Consider the following 17,031-nt stretch of genomic DNA (forward strand, 5'->3'; position numbering starts at 1 on the left):
ACCACCGGAAGGGGTGAAGAGGCGTAACTTTCCGCCCCGGTGGGCGTTCTGGCGCGCTATGTGACCGTCATGCCGCAGTACGCAGGGCCCGCCGCCCGGCCGACGCCTCCGGGTCGAGTACGGGCACGGCCGCCAGCAGGCCCTGGGTGTACGGATGCCGGGGACGCTCGTAGACCTCGTCGGTGGCGCCCTCCTCCACGATCCGCCCGCCGTGCAGCACCGCGACCCGGTCGCTGACCGCCCGTACCACCGCCAGGTCGTGCGCGATGAAGACCAGTGCGAGGCCCAGGTCCCGCCGCAGCTCGCCGAGGAGTTCGATGACCTGCGCCTGGGTGGTGACGTCCAGCGCCGAGACCGGTTCGTCGCAGACCAGCAGCCGGGGGCCGGGGGCGAGCGCCCGCGCGATGCCGACGCGCTGCCGCTGTCCGCCGCTGAACTCGTGCGGATAGCGGTGGTACCACGCCGGGTCGAGGCCGACCCGCTCCAGCAGCTCGCACGCCCGGCGCACCACGCGCGCGTCGTCCCGGTCGCCCGCCGCGCGCAGCGGGTCGGCGACCGATTCGCCGATGCTGCGCCGCGGGTTGAGCGAGGAGACCGGGTCCTGGAAGACCATCTGCAGTTCGCTGCGGATCGGACGGAGCTGCCGGTCGCCGAGGGTGCCGATGTCGCGGCCCCGATAGCGCAGTGTTCCGGCGGTCGGGCCCAGGAGCCGTACGAGCATCCGGCCGAGTGTCGTCTTGCCGCTGCCCGACTCCCCCACGAGGCCGACGGTCTCGCCCTCCCGTACGGTCAGCGAGACCTCGTCGACCGCGGTCGTACGGTTCCGCCGGCCACCGAACTCCCGCCGCAGGCCCACGGCTTCGAGCAGCACACCGGTGTCGCCGCCCGTGGCACGCGGGTGCCGCCGGGCAACCCGCCCGCCCGGCTCCGCGTCCACCCGTAGCACCGCCGCCAGCAGTTCCTTGGTGTACGGCTCGCGCGGCGCGAGCAGCACCTCGCCGACCGTGCCGTGCTCCACCGCCCGGCCTCCGTGCATCACGAGCACCTCGTCCACGCTGCCCGCGACCACCCCCAGGTCGTGGGTGACCAGGAGCAGTCCCATGCCGGTTTCCGCGCGCAGTTCGTGCAGCAGGTCGAGGATCTGCGCCTGGACCGTGACGTCCAGCGCGGTGGTGGGCTCGTCGGCGATCAGCAGGCGCGGTTCGCAGGCGAGCGCCATCGCGAGCAACGCGCGCTGGCGCATGCCCCCGCTGAACTCGTGGGGCCGCGAGCGGGCGCGCCGGGGGGCGTCCGCGATGCCCACGCGCTCCAGCACCTCGACGGCGCGGGCGCGTGCCGCGCGCCGGGAGGCGTCCGGCCGGTGCACCCGGTACACCTCGGCGATCTGGTCGCCGATCGCGTAGTACGGGTCGAGCGAGGACAGCGGGTCCTGGAACACCATGGCGGCCAGGCCGCCGCGCAGGCGCCGCAGTTCGCGCTCGTCCGCCGCCCGTACGTCCGTACCGGCGACCCGGACCGTGCCGCGGGCCTGCGCTCCGGTCCCCCGGTGCAGGTCCAGCAGGGCCGCGGCGACGGTGGACTTGCCGGCTCCGGACTCGCCGACGATGCCCAGGGCGCGGCCCGGGGCCAGCGAGAAGGAGAGGCCGTCCACGGCCGGTACGGCCGATTCGCCGTCACCATCGGCGGGGAAAGTGACCGACAGGTCCCGGACCTCCACCAGAAGGCCCGTCGCCGCCGCGGAAGCGTTTCCGGAATCGGAGGTCATGTCAGGGCCACCCTTCGGTCGGCGAGTGCGTAGAGGATGTCCGCCACGACGTTGGCGAGGATGACGGCCGCACCGGTGCCCAGCACGACGCCGACGACCACGGGCAGGTCGACGACGCGCACCGAGTGGACCAGGAGCTGTCCGATGCCGGGCAGCCCGAAGAGTTCCTCGGTGAGCATCGCGCCGCCGAACATGGTGCCCAGGTCGAGGGCGGTGAGCGCGATGACGGGCGGCAACGCGCCGCGCAGCGCGTGCCGCGTCACGACGGAACGTTCCCGCACGCCGTACGCGCGGAAGGTGCGGATGTGGTCCTCGGCCAGCGTCTCCAGCGTCGAGGAGCGGGTCAGCCGCGCGTACTTGGCGGACTCCAGCAGCGCCAGCGCGGTCCAGGGCAGCAGCAGGTTCCAGGCCCACTGCTCCGGGGCCTCGGACAGCGGTACGTAGGAGGGGAACGGCAGCCACCGCAGGAACGCGCAGAAGATCATCAACAGCAGGAGCCCGGTGATGAAGACCGGGGTGGCCGTGCCGGCGAGGGTCAGACCGGTCAGGACGCGTTCCGTCGTGCCGCCGCGGCGCAGCGCGGACAGCAGACCGGTGCCGACGCCGAGCAGCAGCCACAGCACCATCGAGCCGAGGGCGAGGGAGGCGGTGACCGGCAGCCGGTCGCCGAGCAGTTCGGTGACGGGGGTGCTGTTCTGGTACGAGAGGCCGAGGCAGGGCGCGTCGCAGTGCAGTACGGCGGTGCCGGACGAGAAGTCGCGGCCGGCCACCAGCCCCTGGAGAAAGTGCAGGTACTGCGTCAGGACGGGCGCGTCCAGCTCCAGCCGTTCGCGTACCTGCTGGATCTGGGCGGGGTTGCAGCGCGGCCCGCAGGCCAGTTTCGCGGGGTCGCCGGGTGCGACGTAGAAGAGCGCGTAGACGGCGACGGTCAGCAGGAAGAGGACGAGGAGCGCGCCGCCGAGGCGGCGCAGTGCGTAGCCGGTCATGCGACCGCCTCCTTCTCGGGCTTGTCCAGGGAGGCGTTCAGGGAAGCGTCCGCGGAGCGGCCCGTACGGCCCGCCCGGGTGCCGACCCGCAGCCGGGACCGCTCGCGCGGGTCCAGCGCCGTACGGATCGCGTCGCCCAGCACCGTGAACGCGAGCACGGTCACCAGCAGGAAGCCCGCCGGGAGCAGGACGTACACCGGGTCGGCCCGGAACCAGGTCGTCGCGGTCGACAGCATCTGGCCCCAGGACGCGGTCGGCGGCCGGACGCCGATGCCGAGGAAGGACAGTGACGCCTCGGCGACGATGTTGCCGGGCACCAGGACCGCCGCGTATGTGATCACCGGCGCGGCGAGCGACGGGAGCAACTCGCGCCGCGCCACCCGCAGCGGCCCCGAGCCGCCGAGTCGGGCCGCCGCCACGTGGTCCAGCTTCTTCAGGGCCAGCGTGCGGGCGCGCACGATCCGGGACATGCCGAACCAGCCCAGCAGCCCGAGGACCAGTACCAGCAGCAGCGGGCGCGGGAAGCCGGCGGGCACGATCGCGGTCAGCGAGATCGCTATGACGAGCATGGGCAGTGCGGTCAGCACCTCGGTGAACCGGGAGAGCACCTGGTCCAGGAGCCGGTTGCCCAGCCCGGCCGCCAGGCCGATCACCAGCCCGATCAGGACCTGTACGGCCGTGGCGCCGAGCGCGATGAGCAGGGAGACCCGGGCGCCGTACAGCAGCCGGGCGAACATGTCCCGGCCGGTGCCGGGCTCGACGCCCAGCCAGTGGTCGCCGCTGATCCCGCCGTACGACCCGAGCGGTACGCCGCCGCGCGCCGAGTCGATCAGGCCGTCGTGGTACGTGGTGGGGTCCTGGCCCTCCAGCGCCGCCAGCAGCGGGGCTCCGAGGACGAGCAGGACGAACAGGAGCAGTACGGCGGCGGAGGCCACGGCCGCGGGGCGCCGCCGCAGCCTCCGCCACAGGGTGCCCTGCTGAGGGGGTGTCACGTCGGTCATCGTCACTTGACCGCAACCTGGGAAATGTCGAGCACGCCGTCCCAGTCACTGATGACGATGTTCTTGACGTCCTTGCCGTACAGGTACTTGAAGACGGGGTGGAACAGCGGCACGGTCAGGGCCCGCGTGCCGATCTTCTTGTCCAGCGCGCCCCACCGGCGCGCCGCCTCCTTCAGGTCGGTCAGCTTGTTGATCTCGTCGATCTCGTGGTTGACCGCCGGGTCGTCGAGCTGCGCGTGGTTGAAGTTGGCGGCGTCCCGGACGATCTGCCGGCCGTCGAAGACGGGCGCGAGGAAGGGGCCACCGGACGGCCAGTCCGCTCCCCAGCCGCTGATGAACAGGCCCGGCGCGTCGTCGACGCTGTGCACCTTCTCCTTGTAGTCATTGTCTTCCAGACCCTGGAGCCGGACGGTTATCCCGGCCTTCTTCAGGCCCTCCTGGACGGCGGTGGCGATATCCGGGCCGGTCTCGAAGTTCTTGGCGGTGGAGTGGGTGAGGGTGATGCTCAGACCGTTCTCGTGACCGGCTTCCTTGAGCAGTTCCCTCGCCCTGTCCGGATTTCCGGTGCGGCCCGCCGGGAAATGGTCGTACGGCGTGTGGCCGAAGGATTCGCCCTTCGGCAGGAACGTGGTGGCGGGTTCGGCGAGGGCGGAGCCGCCCGCGGCGTTCACGACGCTCTGCCGGTTGACGGCGTAGGCGACAGCCTGGCGCACCTTCGGGTCGTCGAAGGGCTTCACCTTCGGGTTGAAGGCGAGGTAGTTGGTGTAACCGAAGTGGCCGGTGCCGACCCGCTTGCCGAGTTCCTTGTCGCCGCTGATCCGCGCGAGTTCGGCTGGGCCGAGGTTGGTGTCGGTGGTCACCGCGGCGGCGTCCGGGCCGGCGCCGGTGGCCAGCCGCTGATTGATGACCGCGGAATCCAGGCCGGATTTCACCTCGATGGTGTCGGGATAGGCGTGCCGTTCGGAGTCGGTCTTCTCGGACCAGTGCGGATTGCGCGCCAGTACGAGGTGTTCGCCGTCCCCGGTGTTCTTGACGACCTTGTACGGGCCCGAGGAGACCGGGTGTTCCTCGTACTTCGTGCCGGTGTCCTTGGCCTTGGGCACGGGCGCGAACTGGGTCTGTGTGGCGAGCAGCGGGAATTCGCCCTCGGGCTTCTTCAGATGGAAGACGAGGGTCCTCGCGTCCGGCGTCTCGATGGACTTGAGCCCGCCCTCGCTCTTGTCCTTGTACGGCCCCTGGTAGCTTTCGCCGCCCACCAGCCAGTCCCGCAAATACGGCGCGCCGCCGGAGAGTTCGGCCGCGAAGGAACGCTCGATGCCGTACTTCACGTCGGCGCTGGTGATCGGGGAGCCGTCCTCGAACTTCAGCCCGTCCTTGAGCGTGTACGTCCACACCGTGGCGTTCTCGCTGGGCCGTCCGGTGTCGGTGGCGAGGTCGGGTACGGCCTTGGTGCCGGCCGCACCGTTTTCGCGGTTGCGGGTCGTCAGCGTACGGAAGACGAGGGTCGGTACCTTGCCGCCGCCGGAGGTGTAGAGGCGCGCCGGGTCGAAGTTGGTCTGCGGCTTGGAGTTCAGGACGGTGAGTGTGCCGCCCTTGGCGGGCGCGGCGCCCGCGCTGCCACCCGCCGCGGTGTCCTTGGGGCCGCAGGCGGTGGCACCGGCGGCCAGGGCGACGGCCACCGCGACGGCGGCCACACGTCTGGCGGTGGCGGGGAGATTACGGTCGGGGGTTGGCTCGGCCATGGTGGTGCCTTTCGCGGCAGGTCGTACCCGCGAAAGGCGGCGGCAGGAGCGCGGTGAGGCGCGGGACCGCCCCTGCGGACACGTTCAGGTGAGATACGTGGATACGCGGGGGACGCCCCGGCCCGGGGGTCGCATCTCGCCGCTTGGATACGGGCCCGCGGTACGCGAGCCGTCGCGGCGCGCTTCCGCGCGGCCGGGGACGGGCCTCAGCGACAGTGGATGTCGGCCACGGACTGCGCGGACACACCGATCAGCGCCAGCTCGAAAGCGGCGTGTCCGAAGGTGTGGGCAGGGCGTGGCATGGGCCAAAGACTGTACGAATGTGCGTCCGCTGGCAAAAACGTCCCGGAATGAGAGACGATATGTCCCATATCCTGGTTCGACGGGCCCGACGGCCACCGCGGTACGGGGCCCCGGCGCGGCCCCTGGGCGCCGCCCGGCTCAGTGCCCGTCGGGGAACGGCCAGGCGTTGGGCCGGCAGGTCGCGCCGTCCGTCGTCAGGAACTTGGTCTGCTGCATCATCACCGGCGCCAGGGCGCCCTGCCGCCGGCAGCTCTCGTGGTTGCGCCCGAGCCGGTGGCCCACCTCGTGGTTGATCAGCATCTGCCGGTACGCGTGCATCTGGTCCGGCCCGTAGGTCTCGGCGCCCTGCGCCCACCGGTACGCGTTGATCATGACGCGTTCGGTCGCCGCCGAGTCGCACGACACGTTGTCCTCGGTCGTGTCCAGCCCGGACTTGGCGCACCACTTGCCGGTGGTCCCGGGGCTCGCCAGCGTGATGACGAAGTCGGCGTCACCGGAGCCCACCCGCTCGAAGGCGTGGCGGCCGCCGTGCGCCCAGCTCCGCTCGTCGTTGAGGGTCTTGTGCACCGCGTCGGCGAACAGCTCGCCGTCGAGGCCCAGGCCCTCCTCGACATCGACCCGGTAGCGCCGTACCTCGCCGCGGCCGGGCGCCTTGGCGTCCCCGCCGGCCGGCTTGAACCGCCCCGAGGCCGCCAGCTTCGCGTCCAGCGGGTAGACCTTCGCCATCTTCTCGTCGTACGTGACGGGAGCCGCCTGCTGCGTCGGGCGGGCGTTCGAGCGTGAGGCGGCGTCGGGGCCGGACGCCCGGTCCTTCTCGCCCAGCGCCTGCGCCTTGCCGTCGTCCTGCTGCTGTTCGGCGACCTGTCCGGCCACCACGACCGCGAGCACGGTCGTCACGGCCGCCGCGGCCACGCCGGTGAGGGTACGGCCCTTGGCGGTCTTCTTGCGGGAGCCGAACTGGGGCCCCTGAGCGCCGAGTTCACCGGATGCCCGGTCGTCTTCGCCGGCCGGCTCACCGGCCGGGGCGTCGCCCTCCCTCGGGAAGACCACGGACCGGCCGGTGTTGCGCCCCGGCCCGTACTGCCCGGCGCGTTCGCCCTGCCCGTACTGACCGTGCTGCCCTTGCTGACCGCCTTGCCCGTGCTCCGGCGCTCCGGCGGCGAACACGTCGTCGTCCGAGTCCTCGGGGCCGCGGGGGCGGTTCCCTCCGGATGGCACCCCGAAGGCGTCGATGTACTCCTGGCGCGGCGCCGCCTCCCGGCCCTGCGGGACGAAGGGCGGTCCGGCCGATCCCGTACCCGTGGAGGTGGGGCCCAGTACCGGACCGCCGGCCCCGGGGGCGGGAGCAGGGGCGGCAGCGGGCCTGGCCGCGCCCTCGCTGCCGTCTCCGAACGGCGTGAAACCGTGCGCCGGGGTGGACGGCGCCGCCTGCGGGCGGCCGTCGGGATGCCCGGGACGCCGGTCGGCCGGCTGTCCGTCGCGCGGGCGCGGTACGCGGGGCGTGCCCTGCGCGGGCGTGCCGTGGGATGCGTCGTGCGCGGGCGCGTGCTGCGACGCGGGCCACCCGGGCGCGTTCTGCGGCGCGCGTTGTGCGGGTGCCTGCCACGGTGCGCCCTGCGCCGGTCCGTGCTCGGGCGTACGGCACCCGGCTCCGTACCGAAGCGCGCTCTGCGCGGGCTCGTACCCGGGCGTGCGCTGCTGTTCGTGCGCCGAAGACTCGTGCACCGAAGACTCGCGCCCCGACTGCTCGCGGCCGGCCGGATCACCCTCCGCACCAGGCTCGGCACGGCGCCGTCTGCGGCCCGTACCCGGCACGGGAGCGGATCCGGCGCCACCTGCCGCGCCGGGCCTGCCCGCCTCGCCCCCCTCGCCTATTCCGGAGGTGTCACCGGCGGTTGCGGCCGGGCTCCGGCGGCTGTGACGTCCCACTCGGCCTGTCAGCTCCTACCCAGTCCAGGACGCGTCGCCGGCCACGCGTGTCCCGCGCCGGCGCTCCCGCCCGCCCCGGCCGCGTCCCGCGCGGCCGACTCGTCGTCCAACAGCTCGCGGAAGGCCCGCGCCACCGTTTCCGGGCACTCCATCATCGCCACGTGCCCCGCCTCCGGCAGCGTCAGCAGCCGGGAGCCGCGGAAAGCGGCGGCCGCCCGGCGTGCCATCCGGAAGGAGACCAGGCGATCGCGCCCACCGTAGACGAGAAGCGTGGGTGCCAGCACCCGCTGCGCCTGACGCCACAGATTGTGCTGCCCGCCGAGCGTGTACGCGTTGACGATGCCACGGGCGGAGCGGGTCATGACCTCCCAGAAGTACGGGAGTTCGAGGCGTCGCGCGTACTCCTCCGCGGCGGCGGTGAAGCCGTCCGGGGTGACCAGGGCGGGGTCGCCGTAGCAGAGGGCCAGCACCTCGCGGGTGCGCCGCTCCGGCGTCCAGTCCCGCGTCAGCCGGCTGAACAGCCGGGTCACGCCCGGCACCGCGAGCAGCCCGGTCGGCACCGCGGACAGCTGCGGCCGCAGCTCGGGCAAGGCCGGCGAGATCAGTGTCAGGGTCCGCACCAGGTCGGGGCGGACCGCCGCGACCCGGGTCACCGCCGCGCCGCCCATGGAGTTCCCGAACAGGTGCACCGGGCCGCGGCCGCTCGCGTCCAGATGGCGGATGACCGCCCGCGCCTGCGCGGAGACCGAGTAGTCACCGTCGTCCGGCGGCGGGGAATCACCGAATCCGGGGAGGTCCAGCGCCTCGCCCTGCACCCGGTCGGCGAGCATCGGCATCAGCGCGGACCAGTTCTGGGAGGAGCCGCCGAGGCCGTGGACGTACAGCGCGGGCGGCAGCCCGGCCCGCTTGCCCGGCACCCCCCGCACGCTCATCGTCAGCCCCGGCAGGCTCACGGAGCGCACCGTCTCCCCGGCACCGACGCGCGAGGGGCGGCCCGCCGGGGGCACCGGGAGGACGGCGCGGGTGTCCGGCGATCCGGTCGACTCCGTCGAAGACATGCCGTCGATGTTACGAGACGATCACGCCGCCGATCGTGTGTTCGCGCTCACACACCACATCGCCATTCGGAACCCGCTCTCTTAGGCTCGGGCAGGAAGGGCACCCGAGTGACGAGCGCTCGCGTGCGGACGCTCGCCCCGGCCTCCGAAGTACGTGAGAGAGAGGGAGCCACCATGCCCGTCGACCCGACCGACCCGGACACCTTCGAGGACGAGACGGCCACCACGGAAATCGACGTCGAAGCGCCCGAGGCCGATGCTGCCGAGCAGCACACGGACCTTTCGCCGCACCGCGACGAGCCCCTGACCGGCGCCGATCCGGACTCCGCCGACGAGGCGGACCGCGCCGAGCAGGCCCGCGTCGTGGATCTCGACGAAGACGATTACCGATGACCTGGGGTCATATGTCGGCTTCCCACAGCGTTCGGCGGCAGATTTTCTCGCCCGTGACCACGCACGACCGGGTTACCCAAAAGTACGATGGCGGGCGCGGCGCACGGCTGTGCGTACGCCGCGTACGGAACGACACCTGGGAGGCAGCGTGAGCGCCATCGAGCAGACCGAGGCGGCACGCCCGCGGGGCACGCGCCTGCCACGCCGAGCACGGCGCAACCAGCTCCTGGGCGCGGCCCAGGAGGTCTTCGTGGCGCAGGGTTACCACGCGGCCGCGATGGACGACATCGCCGAGCGCGCCGGCGTCAGCAAGCCCGTGCTGTACCAGCACTTCCCGGGCAAGCTCGACCTCTACCTGGCCCTGCTGGACCAGCACTGCGAGGCGCTGCTGCAGTCGGTGCGCACCGCGCTCGCCTCGACGAACGACAACAAGCAGCGCGTCGCCGCGACGATGGACGCCTATTTCGCGTACGTCGAGGACCCGGGCGGCGCCTTCCGGCTGGTCTTCGAGTCCGACCTGACCAACGAGCCCGCCGTGCGCGAGCGGGTGGACAAGGTCTCCCTGGAGTGCGCCGAGGCGATCAGTGAGGTCATCGCCGAGGACACCGGCCTGTCCAAGGACGAGTCGATGCTGCTGGCCGTCGGGCTGGGCGGGGTCTCGCAGGTCGTGGCCCGCTACTGGCTCTCCTCGGAGAGCACGGTGCCGCGCGAGACGGCCGTACAGCTGCTGACCTCGCTGGCCTGGAAGGGCATCGCGGGCTTCCCGCTGCACGGCGCCGAGGGGCAGTGACCCGCACCGCCGGGCGGTGAGCCGGGGCGCGGGGCGGCACGGCGGGGCGGCCCGCCGGGCCACGCCCTGCGCTCGTGTCCCTCCGCTGTTCGCTGCGGGCGTGCTCCGCGGCGTCCTGTCCGTCCGCACACCGGGCTAATGTGTGCTGCGTACGGCGCGGATTCCGCGCACCTGCCCCGTGGCCAGGCCAGGGGGCACCGAGACCGTCGGAGGGACAAAGCCGTGGAGGTCAAGATCGGCGTGCAGCACGCGCCCCGCGAGATCGTTCTGGAGAGCGGTCAGACCGCCGAGGACGTCGAGCGAGCGGTGGCGGACGCACTGGGCGGCAAGTCGCAGCTGCTGAGCCTCGTGGACGATCACGGCCGCAAGGTCCTGGTCCCGGCGGACCGGCTGGCCTATGTGGAGATCGGCGAGCAGGCCGCCCGCAAGGTCGGCTTCGGCACGCTGTAGCCGGCCGCGGGCCCTTGGACGGGCCCGTGCGCACCTGTCACGTGGCGGCGGCCCGGGGAGATCGTCCCCGGGCCGCCGCTTCGTGTTCCACCGCCCCGCCGACTCCGTGCGCCGACGAGGGTTGCCGCGCATTCCCCCTGGGTACGACCGCCTACGACCGATTTGTGTCGTCCAACCGGTCGTTACCGCGGGAGGGATAAACCATGGTCTGGGAAGCTCTCGGCTCCGTGCTCGTCGGACTCGCCATCACGCTGGCCGCCACCCACCGGCTGCCGGGCCGGTTCCCGGCACGCTCCCTGACCCTGGCGACGGGCCCCGCGGGGGCCCTGCTCGGCGCCTTCCTGGCCCACTCCATCCTGGGCCCCGACCACTTCGTCCAGACGCTGCTGGCCGCCGCCGGCCTGAGTGCGGCGATGCTCTCGCTGCTGGTCCGGCCGCGACGCGGGCTGGTACCGCTCCAAGAGATGGCGCGGTAGGGGCGGGCCGGGCCTCCCCGGCCACCGCCGATACGTACGCCGGAGGGGCTGGACCAGGTCGGGTCCAGCCCCTCCGGCGTATGTGGTCGTCGGGCGAGCGGCCCGGAGCCGCCCCGTCCGTCCGCCCGTCGACCGGTCAACACGAGAGCCCCGGGCTCACCCGTCGCTACGCGGCCAGGCCCAGCGCGGCCATCCGCTTCGTGTGCGCCTCGGTGATCCGCGAGAACATCCGGCCGACCTCCGCGAGGTCGAACCCGTCGGCCACGCCGCCCACCAGCATCGTCGACAGCGAGTCCCGGTCGGCCACCACCCGCTGCGCCTGGGACAGCGCCTCGCCCATCAGCCGCCGTGCCCACAGCGCGAGCCGCCCGCCGACCCGGGGGTCGGCCTCGATCGCGGCCCGGACCTTCTCGACGGCGAACGTCGCGTGCCCGGTGTCGTCCAGGACGCCGAGGACCAGGCCCCGGGTGTCGGAGTCGAGCCGGGCCGCCACCTCCCGGTAGAAGTCACTGGCGATGGAGTCACCGACGTACGCCTTGACCAGGCCCTCCAGCCAGTCCGACGGCGCGGTCTGCCGGTGGAACTCGTCCAGCGCCGCCGCGAACGGCTCCATGGCCTCGTTGGGCTCCGCCTCGATCTGCGCGAGCCGGTCCCGCAGCCGCTCGAAGTGATGGAATTCGGCCGACGCCATCTTGGCCAGCTCCGCCTTGTCGTCCATCGTCGGCGCCAGTTTCGCGTCCTCCGCGAGGCGCTCGAAGGCGGACAGCTCGCCGTAGGCGAGGGCACCCAGCAGGTCGATCACCGCGGCCCGGTACTGCGGTTCCGCGGAGGCCGCGGCCCAGTCCTGGGCGGCGATCCCGGTGTGTTCTCGGTCATCTTCGGCGGTCTGCGCTGCGTTGTCAGGCGTCTCCATGAAGCGCACAATAGCCCGCCCCGCAACCGGGGGAAGTGGCTGGTCAGCCACTCCCGTCCCACCCGACCGAACGATTGCCCGGACACACGTGTGGCTATCCGGGGTATGGTGGTAATGCGCCCGCCGAGTATCGGTGGGTTGTTCCACGCATGCGGATGCCCGGTCGGTGGCCCGATCGGCTCCAACCCGACCGCCCTCTTTCGCGGCGCGTACGAGACGTACGCACAGCGGGAGGGACACCGCTCGCGGTTCGAGTGCTTGAGCGAAGGCAGTGGTCCCGCGCCCGTCCGGCCGATCGAGGCCGGCCCGTACGAAACCGTACGAGGGCGCGGTACGACCCCCTTGGCCGCCTCGTACCGCGTCTCACAGAAGAGGCAAGATTCTGTCTACGTTCCGAGACCTCGGGATCCTCCCCGAGACCGCCGAAGCCCTTGAGGCCGTCGGCATCACGTCCCCCTTCCCCATCCAGGAAATGACGCTCCCGGTGGCCCTGGCGGGCTCCGACGTCATCGGCCAGGCCAAGACCGGCACCGGCAAGACCCTGGGATTCGGCCTCCCCCTGCTGGAGCGCGTCACCGTCCCCGCGGACGTCGAGGCGGGCCGGGCCAAGCCCGAGCAGCTGACGGAGGCCCCGCAGGCCCTCGTGGTGGTTCCCACCCGCGAGCTGTGCCAGCAGGTCACCAACGACCTCCTGACCGCCGGCAAGGTCCGCAACGTGCGGGTGCTGTCGATCTACGGCGGCCGTGCCTACGAGCCGCAGGTCGAGGCCCTCAAGAAGGGCGTCGACGTGGTCGTCGGCACCCCGGGCCGGCTGCTGGACCTGGCGGGCCAGAAGAAGCTGAACCTCTCGCACGTCAAGGCGCTCGTCCTGGACGAGGCCGACGAGATGCTGGACCTCGGCTTCCTGCCCGACGTCGAGCGCATCATCAACATGCTGCCGGCCCGCCGCCAGACCATGCTGTTCTCCGCGACCATGCCGGGCGCGGTCATCGGCCTGGCCCGCCGCTACATGTCGCAGCCCACGCACATCCGCGCCGCCGCGCCGGACGACGAGGGCCAGACCGTCGCCAACACCACGCAGCACGTCTTCCGCGCCCACTCGATGGACAAGCCGGAGATGGTCGCCCGCATCCTCCAGGCGAACGGCCGCGGCCTCGCGATGGTCTTCTGCCGTACGAAGCGGACCGCGGCCGACATCGCCGATCAGCTCGCGCGCCGCGGCTTCGCCTCCGGCGCGGTCCACGGCGACCTGGGCCAGGGCGCCCGCGAGCAGGCGCTGCGCGCGTTCCGCAACGGCAAGGTCGACGTGCTGGTCTGCACCGACGTCGCCGCCCGCGGCATCGACGTCGGGGGTGTGACACACGTCATCAACTACCAGTCCCCCGAGGACGAGAAGACCTACCTGCACCGGATCGGCCGGACCGGCCGCGCGGGCGCCAAGGGCATCGCGATCACGCTGGTCGACTGGGACGACATCCCGCGCTGGAAGCTGATCAACAAGGCGCTGGACCTGCCGTTCGACGAGCCGGAGGAGACGTACTCCACCTCCGCGCACCTCTACGAGCTGCTGGAGATCCCCCAGGGCACGACCGGTGTCCTGCCGCGTACGGCACGTACGCGGGCCGGGCTGGCGGCGGAGGACGTCGAGGACCTGGGCGAGACGGGCGGCCGCGGCCGTGGTCCGCGCCGGGGCGCGCCCGCCGTCGAGGAGGAGCGCCCGAGCCGCAGCCGTACGCCGCGTCAGCGCCGGCGCACGCGGGGCGGCACGCCGCTGGACGCTTCGGGCGCCCCCGAGGCATCCGGCACGTCCGGTGCGTCCGAGGGCGGCAGCGCCGCCACGGACGGGCCGCGCCAGCCGCGCCGCCGTCGCCGTACGCGCGGCAACTCCGGCAACGCGTCCGCCGCCGTGACGCCGGCCCGCGACGGGTCCCGCGCCGAGGCGGCCCCGGCCGCCGAGAACATCGCGTCCGAGGCCGTGCAGGCCGCCGACGCCACCGCGGCGCCGGCCAAGTCGCGCCGTCGCCGTACGCGGGGTGGCGCGAACGGCGCCGCCAAGGCGGAGACGGCGGCAGCCACCGCCGTGGACACGGCCGAGGGCCCCACCGAGACCGTCAAGGTCCCGGCGCAGGCCACCGGCGAGGCACCGGTCGCGGAAGCGCCGGCCGCCGTCGAGGCTCCCGAGGCCGAGGCGCCCGCGAAGCCGCGCCGCCGTACGCGCAGCGCCAAGCCCGCGGCGGAGGCCGTCGTGGAGACGGTGGAGAGCACGGAGCCGGTCGCCGAGCCGGTCGCGGACGAGGCGCCTGCCAAGCCGCGCCGTACGCGCAAGACCGCTGCCGCCAAGAAGGCCGAAGCCGCCGTCGACACCGCGGAAGGCACCGAGGCCGTCGCCGAGGAGGCGCCCGCCAAGCCGCGCCGTACGCGCAAGACCGCTGCCGCCAAGAAGGCCGAGGCCGCGGTCGAGACGGTCGAGGCCGTGGAGACGGTCGCGGACGAGGCGCCTGCCAAGCCGCGCCGTACGCGCAAGACCGCCGCTTCAAAGAAGGCCGAGGCCGCCGTTGAGACGGCCGAGGTCGCTGAGCCGGTCGCGGACGAGGCACCTGCCAAGCCCCGCCGCACCCGCAAGACCGCTGCCGCCAAGAAGGCCGAAGCCGCCGTCGACACCGCGGAAGGCACCGAGGCCGTCGCCGATGAGGCGCCCGCCAAGCCGCGCCGCACCCGCAAGACCGCCGCCACCAAGAAGGCCGAGGCCGCGGTCGAGACCGCCGAGCCGGTCGCGGACGAGGCACCTGCCAAACCGCGCCGTACGCGCAAGACCGCCGCCGCCAAGAAGGCCGAGGCCGCCCCGGCGGCCGACGCCGGTGCCGGCGCGGACGAGGCTGCTCCTGCCAAGCCCCGCCGCACCCGCAAGACGGCCGCCAAGAAGGTCACGGCGGAAGCCGAGGGCTGATCCCACCACACCGACGGCCCGGCTCCCGCACTCGCGGGGCCGGGCCGTCGGCGTGTGCGCCCGCGTGTGCCGGTGGCTCGCGCCCCCGGATAGCCTCGTCCCATGAGCAGGCCGCCCACCCTCACCTTGCCCGCGTGCGCCCGCGCACGCCGACTCGTCACCGACCGCGGCGAGTTCGCCGTCCACGACGCCCACCCGGACGGCACACCGGCCGGCACCGCGTTGCTCGTACCGGGGTTCACCGGCAGCAAGGAGGACTTCATCGGCCTCCTGGAACCACTGGCCGCCGCGGGCTTCCGAGTGGTGGCCGTGGACGGCCGGGGCCAGCACGAGACACCCGGCCCGGACGATGAATCCGCCTACGCCCAGGACGAGTTGGCGCAGGACGTACTGGCCCAGGCGCGCGCCCTGGACGCCGGCCCGGTGCACCTTCTGGGGCACTCCCTCGGCGGTCTCCTCACCCGCGCCGCCGTCGTGCGCGACCCCGCCCCCTTCCGGTCCCTGACCGTCATGAGTTCGGGCCCGGCCGCCATCTGCGCGGCCCAGCAGACCCGCGTACGGATGCTCGTCGACGCCCTCGGGACACTGGACATGCAGGCGGTGTGGCTGGCCATGCGCGAGCTGGACCCGCCGGAGGCGGAGGACGCGGCCACCCCGCCGGAGATCGGCGCGTTCCTGCACCAGCGCTGGATGAACACCGTTCCGCAGCAGCTGGCCGCCACCGGGCGGCAGATGCTGGCCGAACCGGACCGGGTGGCGGAGCTGGCCGCCGTACCGCTGCCCAAGCACGTCGTGTCGGGCGTCGTGGACTACGCCTGGCCGGTCCCGGAGATGGACGCGATGGCCAACCGGCTGAGGGCCCGGCGTACGGTCGTCGACGGTACGGAACACTCCCCCAACGCCGAACGGCCGGCCGAGACGGCGGCGGCACTCGCGGACTTCTGGCACAGCACCCACTGAGCGGGGCACGCACTCCGGCGCACACCGTCCCCGTACGCCCGGAAAGCCACCGACGCGCCCGTACCGGCCTCCACGCACCTGCCCACGAGCACTGCGCCGGTACGGGCCTCCGAGCGCCGGCATGCCAACACCGCACCGCTACGCGCTTTCGCACGCCCGCCCGCTAACACTGCGCCCGTACATGCTCCCAAAAGCCGTCCCGCAGCGCCCGCCGCAGGTCCGCGTGGCCGCGCAGTGAGTGGTGGAGCAGCGCCTCGGCGGCCGTCAGCAGTTCCTGGTCGACGGTGCCGGGCAGGTACGGGTGGCCGGGCAGCAGCTCGGTGACCCAGGCGATGCCGCGTTCGGCCAGCCATTGCGCGGCGACCCGCGCGCCGACGAAGCGCACCTCGTCGCGGGTGGGCGGTGAGCCGCCGTTGCCGCCGCCGTCGGCCGCCGTCTCCCCGTGGTCCGGGACGACGGCCCGCCGGGTCACGTACGGCTTGCAGAACTCCAGGTCGAAGGTGCGCTGACTGTCGACCTCCCAGAGCAGCGGTTCGGCCTGGTTGCGCCCGCCGACCGCCTCGATTCCCCACAGGTGGACCCGGGCGCCGTAGCCCTGCGCGGCCTCGACCGCCGAGACCAGGTCCTCGTCGCCGCCGATGAGGACCGCGTCGCTGATCGCGCGGTGCCGGGCCAGCGATTCCAGGTCGGAGCGGATCAGCGAGTCGACGCCCTTCTGCTGGTTGTTGGCGTTCAGATTGCCGAGCCTGACCTTGACGTCGGGCAGTTCGGCGACGCGCTGCTGTTCCGTGGTGTGGATGCGGCGCCGGGCACCGTCGTACCAGTACACGCGCAGCAGCCGGCTGTCCGGAAAGATCGTGCGGGCCTTGTCGATGAACGCCTCGATGAGGCCTTCGGCGTCCAGCTCGAAGGCCCTGCGGTCCTCGGTCCCGGCGACCAGCCGCCCGGCGGCGGCGTACACATACCCGGCGTCGACGAACGCGGCGTGGGTGGACGGGGTGGTGGCGACCTCGGCGAGCACCCGGGTGAGCAGGTCGTTGGTGCGCTCGATGCCCGCGAGTACCGCGGTGAGGTCGGGTGGGGGGCCGGTGGGCCGGGCGTCGTCGTTCATACAGGCCCATTGTCCGGCCGGTCACTCAGCGCGCACAACCGCTCTCACTACCCGCCAGTATTTAGACGGCCGAAAATTTTCTTTAGCGTAGGGAATGATTGCAGGGAGCATGTCGTTGTACCCACTGGGAACGCAGGGCACCGACGCCCCGCGAGCACCCCGTACAACAACAAAGTTCTCCGCAGGAGGATCAGACGAAGGGAGAAG

General features: G+C 72.9%; 15 protein-coding genes. 6 read left to right on the forward strand and 9 right to left on the reverse strand.

Annotation, left to right across the window (positions count from 1 at the left end; genetic code table 11):
- Positions 1 to 67: 67 nt before the first annotated feature.
- The 7 genes from ACZ53K_RS00440 to ACZ53K_RS00470 all read right to left on the reverse strand — a co-directional run bounded on the left by ACZ53K_RS00440 (position 68) and on the right by ACZ53K_RS00470 (position 8,784).
- Complete coding sequence (locus tag ACZ53K_RS00440; RefSeq protein ID WP_468830116.1) at positions 68 to 1,765, reverse strand: dipeptide ABC transporter ATP-binding protein; 1,698 nt, start codon at positions 1,763 to 1,765, stop codon at positions 68 to 70.
- A complete protein-coding gene (locus ACZ53K_RS00445) occupies positions 1,762 to 2,751 on the reverse strand; it encodes an ABC transporter permease (protein ID WP_468830118.1) in 990 nt (329 codons plus the stop codon). The genes ACZ53K_RS00440 and ACZ53K_RS00445 overlap by 4 nt, the downstream gene beginning before the upstream one ends.
- Positions 2,748 to 3,752 carry an ABC transporter permease gene (locus ACZ53K_RS00450; protein WP_468830761.1) on the reverse strand — a complete coding sequence of 335 codons (1,005 nt, stop codon included), beginning with the start codon at positions 3,750 to 3,752 and terminating at the stop codon, positions 2,748 to 2,750. Before ACZ53K_RS00450 ends, ACZ53K_RS00445 begins: the two co-directional genes overlap by 4 nt.
- Positions 3,753 to 3,754: 2 nt before the next feature.
- On the reverse strand, positions 3,755 to 5,494 hold the full coding sequence (locus ACZ53K_RS00455) for an ABC transporter substrate-binding protein (protein ID WP_468830120.1): 1,740 nt from the start codon (positions 5,492 to 5,494) through the stop codon (positions 3,755 to 3,757).
- Positions 5,495 to 5,700: 206 nt separating this feature from the next.
- Complete coding sequence (locus ACZ53K_RS00460; protein WP_468830121.1) at positions 5,701 to 5,796, reverse strand: Ms4533A family Cys-rich leader peptide; 96 nt, start codon at positions 5,794 to 5,796, stop codon at positions 5,701 to 5,703.
- 139 nt (positions 5,797 to 5,935) lie between these two features.
- Positions 5,936 to 7,522, reverse strand: a complete 1,587-nt coding sequence (locus tag ACZ53K_RS00465) for a DUF3152 domain-containing protein (protein WP_468830123.1) — start codon at positions 7,520 to 7,522, stop codon at positions 5,936 to 5,938.
- Between the two features lie 212 nt (positions 7,523 to 7,734).
- Positions 7,735 to 8,784, reverse strand: a complete 1,050-nt coding sequence (locus ACZ53K_RS00470) for an alpha/beta fold hydrolase (protein WP_468830125.1) — start codon at positions 8,782 to 8,784, stop codon at positions 7,735 to 7,737.
- A gap of 174 nt (positions 8,785 to 8,958) precedes the next feature.
- Between ACZ53K_RS00470 and ACZ53K_RS00475 the strand changes: the two genes are divergently transcribed.
- The 4 genes from ACZ53K_RS00475 (at position 8,959) to ACZ53K_RS00490 (ending at position 10,893) form a co-directional block, all read left to right on the forward strand.
- Positions 8,959 to 9,177: a hypothetical protein gene (locus tag ACZ53K_RS00475; protein ID WP_468830126.1), complete on the forward strand. Its 219-nt coding sequence runs from the start codon at positions 8,959 to 8,961 to the stop codon at positions 9,175 to 9,177.
- 148 nt (positions 9,178 to 9,325) lie between these two features.
- A complete protein-coding gene (locus ACZ53K_RS00480; protein ID WP_468830128.1) occupies positions 9,326 to 9,967 on the forward strand; it encodes a TetR/AcrR family transcriptional regulator in 642 nt (213 codons plus the stop codon).
- Positions 9,968 to 10,189: 222 nt separating this feature from the next.
- Positions 10,190 to 10,417, forward strand: coding sequence for a DUF3107 domain-containing protein (locus tag ACZ53K_RS00485; RefSeq protein WP_468830130.1), 228 nt, complete (start codon positions 10,190 to 10,192; stop codon positions 10,415 to 10,417).
- Positions 10,418 to 10,620: 203 nt separating this feature from the next.
- A complete protein-coding gene (locus ACZ53K_RS00490) occupies positions 10,621 to 10,893 on the forward strand; it encodes a hypothetical protein (RefSeq protein ID WP_468830132.1) in 273 nt (90 codons plus the stop codon).
- Between the two features lie 166 nt (positions 10,894 to 11,059).
- Here ACZ53K_RS00490 and ACZ53K_RS00495 read toward each other — a convergent pair whose 3' ends face one another.
- Positions 11,060 to 11,815, reverse strand: a complete 756-nt coding sequence (locus ACZ53K_RS00495; protein ID WP_468830764.1) for a ferritin-like fold-containing protein — start codon at positions 11,813 to 11,815, stop codon at positions 11,060 to 11,062.
- A 463-nt stretch (positions 11,816 to 12,278) separates the two neighbouring features.
- On the opposite strand from ACZ53K_RS00495, the gene ACZ53K_RS00500 reads away from it, so the two are divergent.
- The gene (locus tag ACZ53K_RS00500) at positions 12,279 to 14,753 is read left to right on the forward strand and encodes a DEAD/DEAH box helicase (RefSeq protein ID WP_468830134.1); all 2,475 of its coding nucleotides are present in this window, start codon (positions 12,279 to 12,281) and stop codon (positions 14,751 to 14,753) included.
- Positions 14,754 to 14,855: 102 nt separating this feature from the next.
- Positions 14,856 to 15,713, forward strand: a complete 858-nt coding sequence (locus tag ACZ53K_RS00505; protein WP_468830136.1) for an alpha/beta fold hydrolase — start codon at positions 14,856 to 14,858, stop codon at positions 15,711 to 15,713.
- Between the two features lie 163 nt (positions 15,714 to 15,876).
- Here ACZ53K_RS00505 and ACZ53K_RS00510 read toward each other — a convergent pair whose 3' ends face one another.
- Positions 15,877 to 16,824: an NYN domain-containing protein gene (locus tag ACZ53K_RS00510; RefSeq protein ID WP_468830138.1), complete on the reverse strand. Its 948-nt coding sequence runs from the start codon at positions 16,822 to 16,824 to the stop codon at positions 15,877 to 15,879.
- Between the last annotated feature and the right edge of the window lie 207 nt (positions 16,825 to 17,031).

Source organism: Streptomyces sp. NPDC033221 (assembly GCF_055577005.1).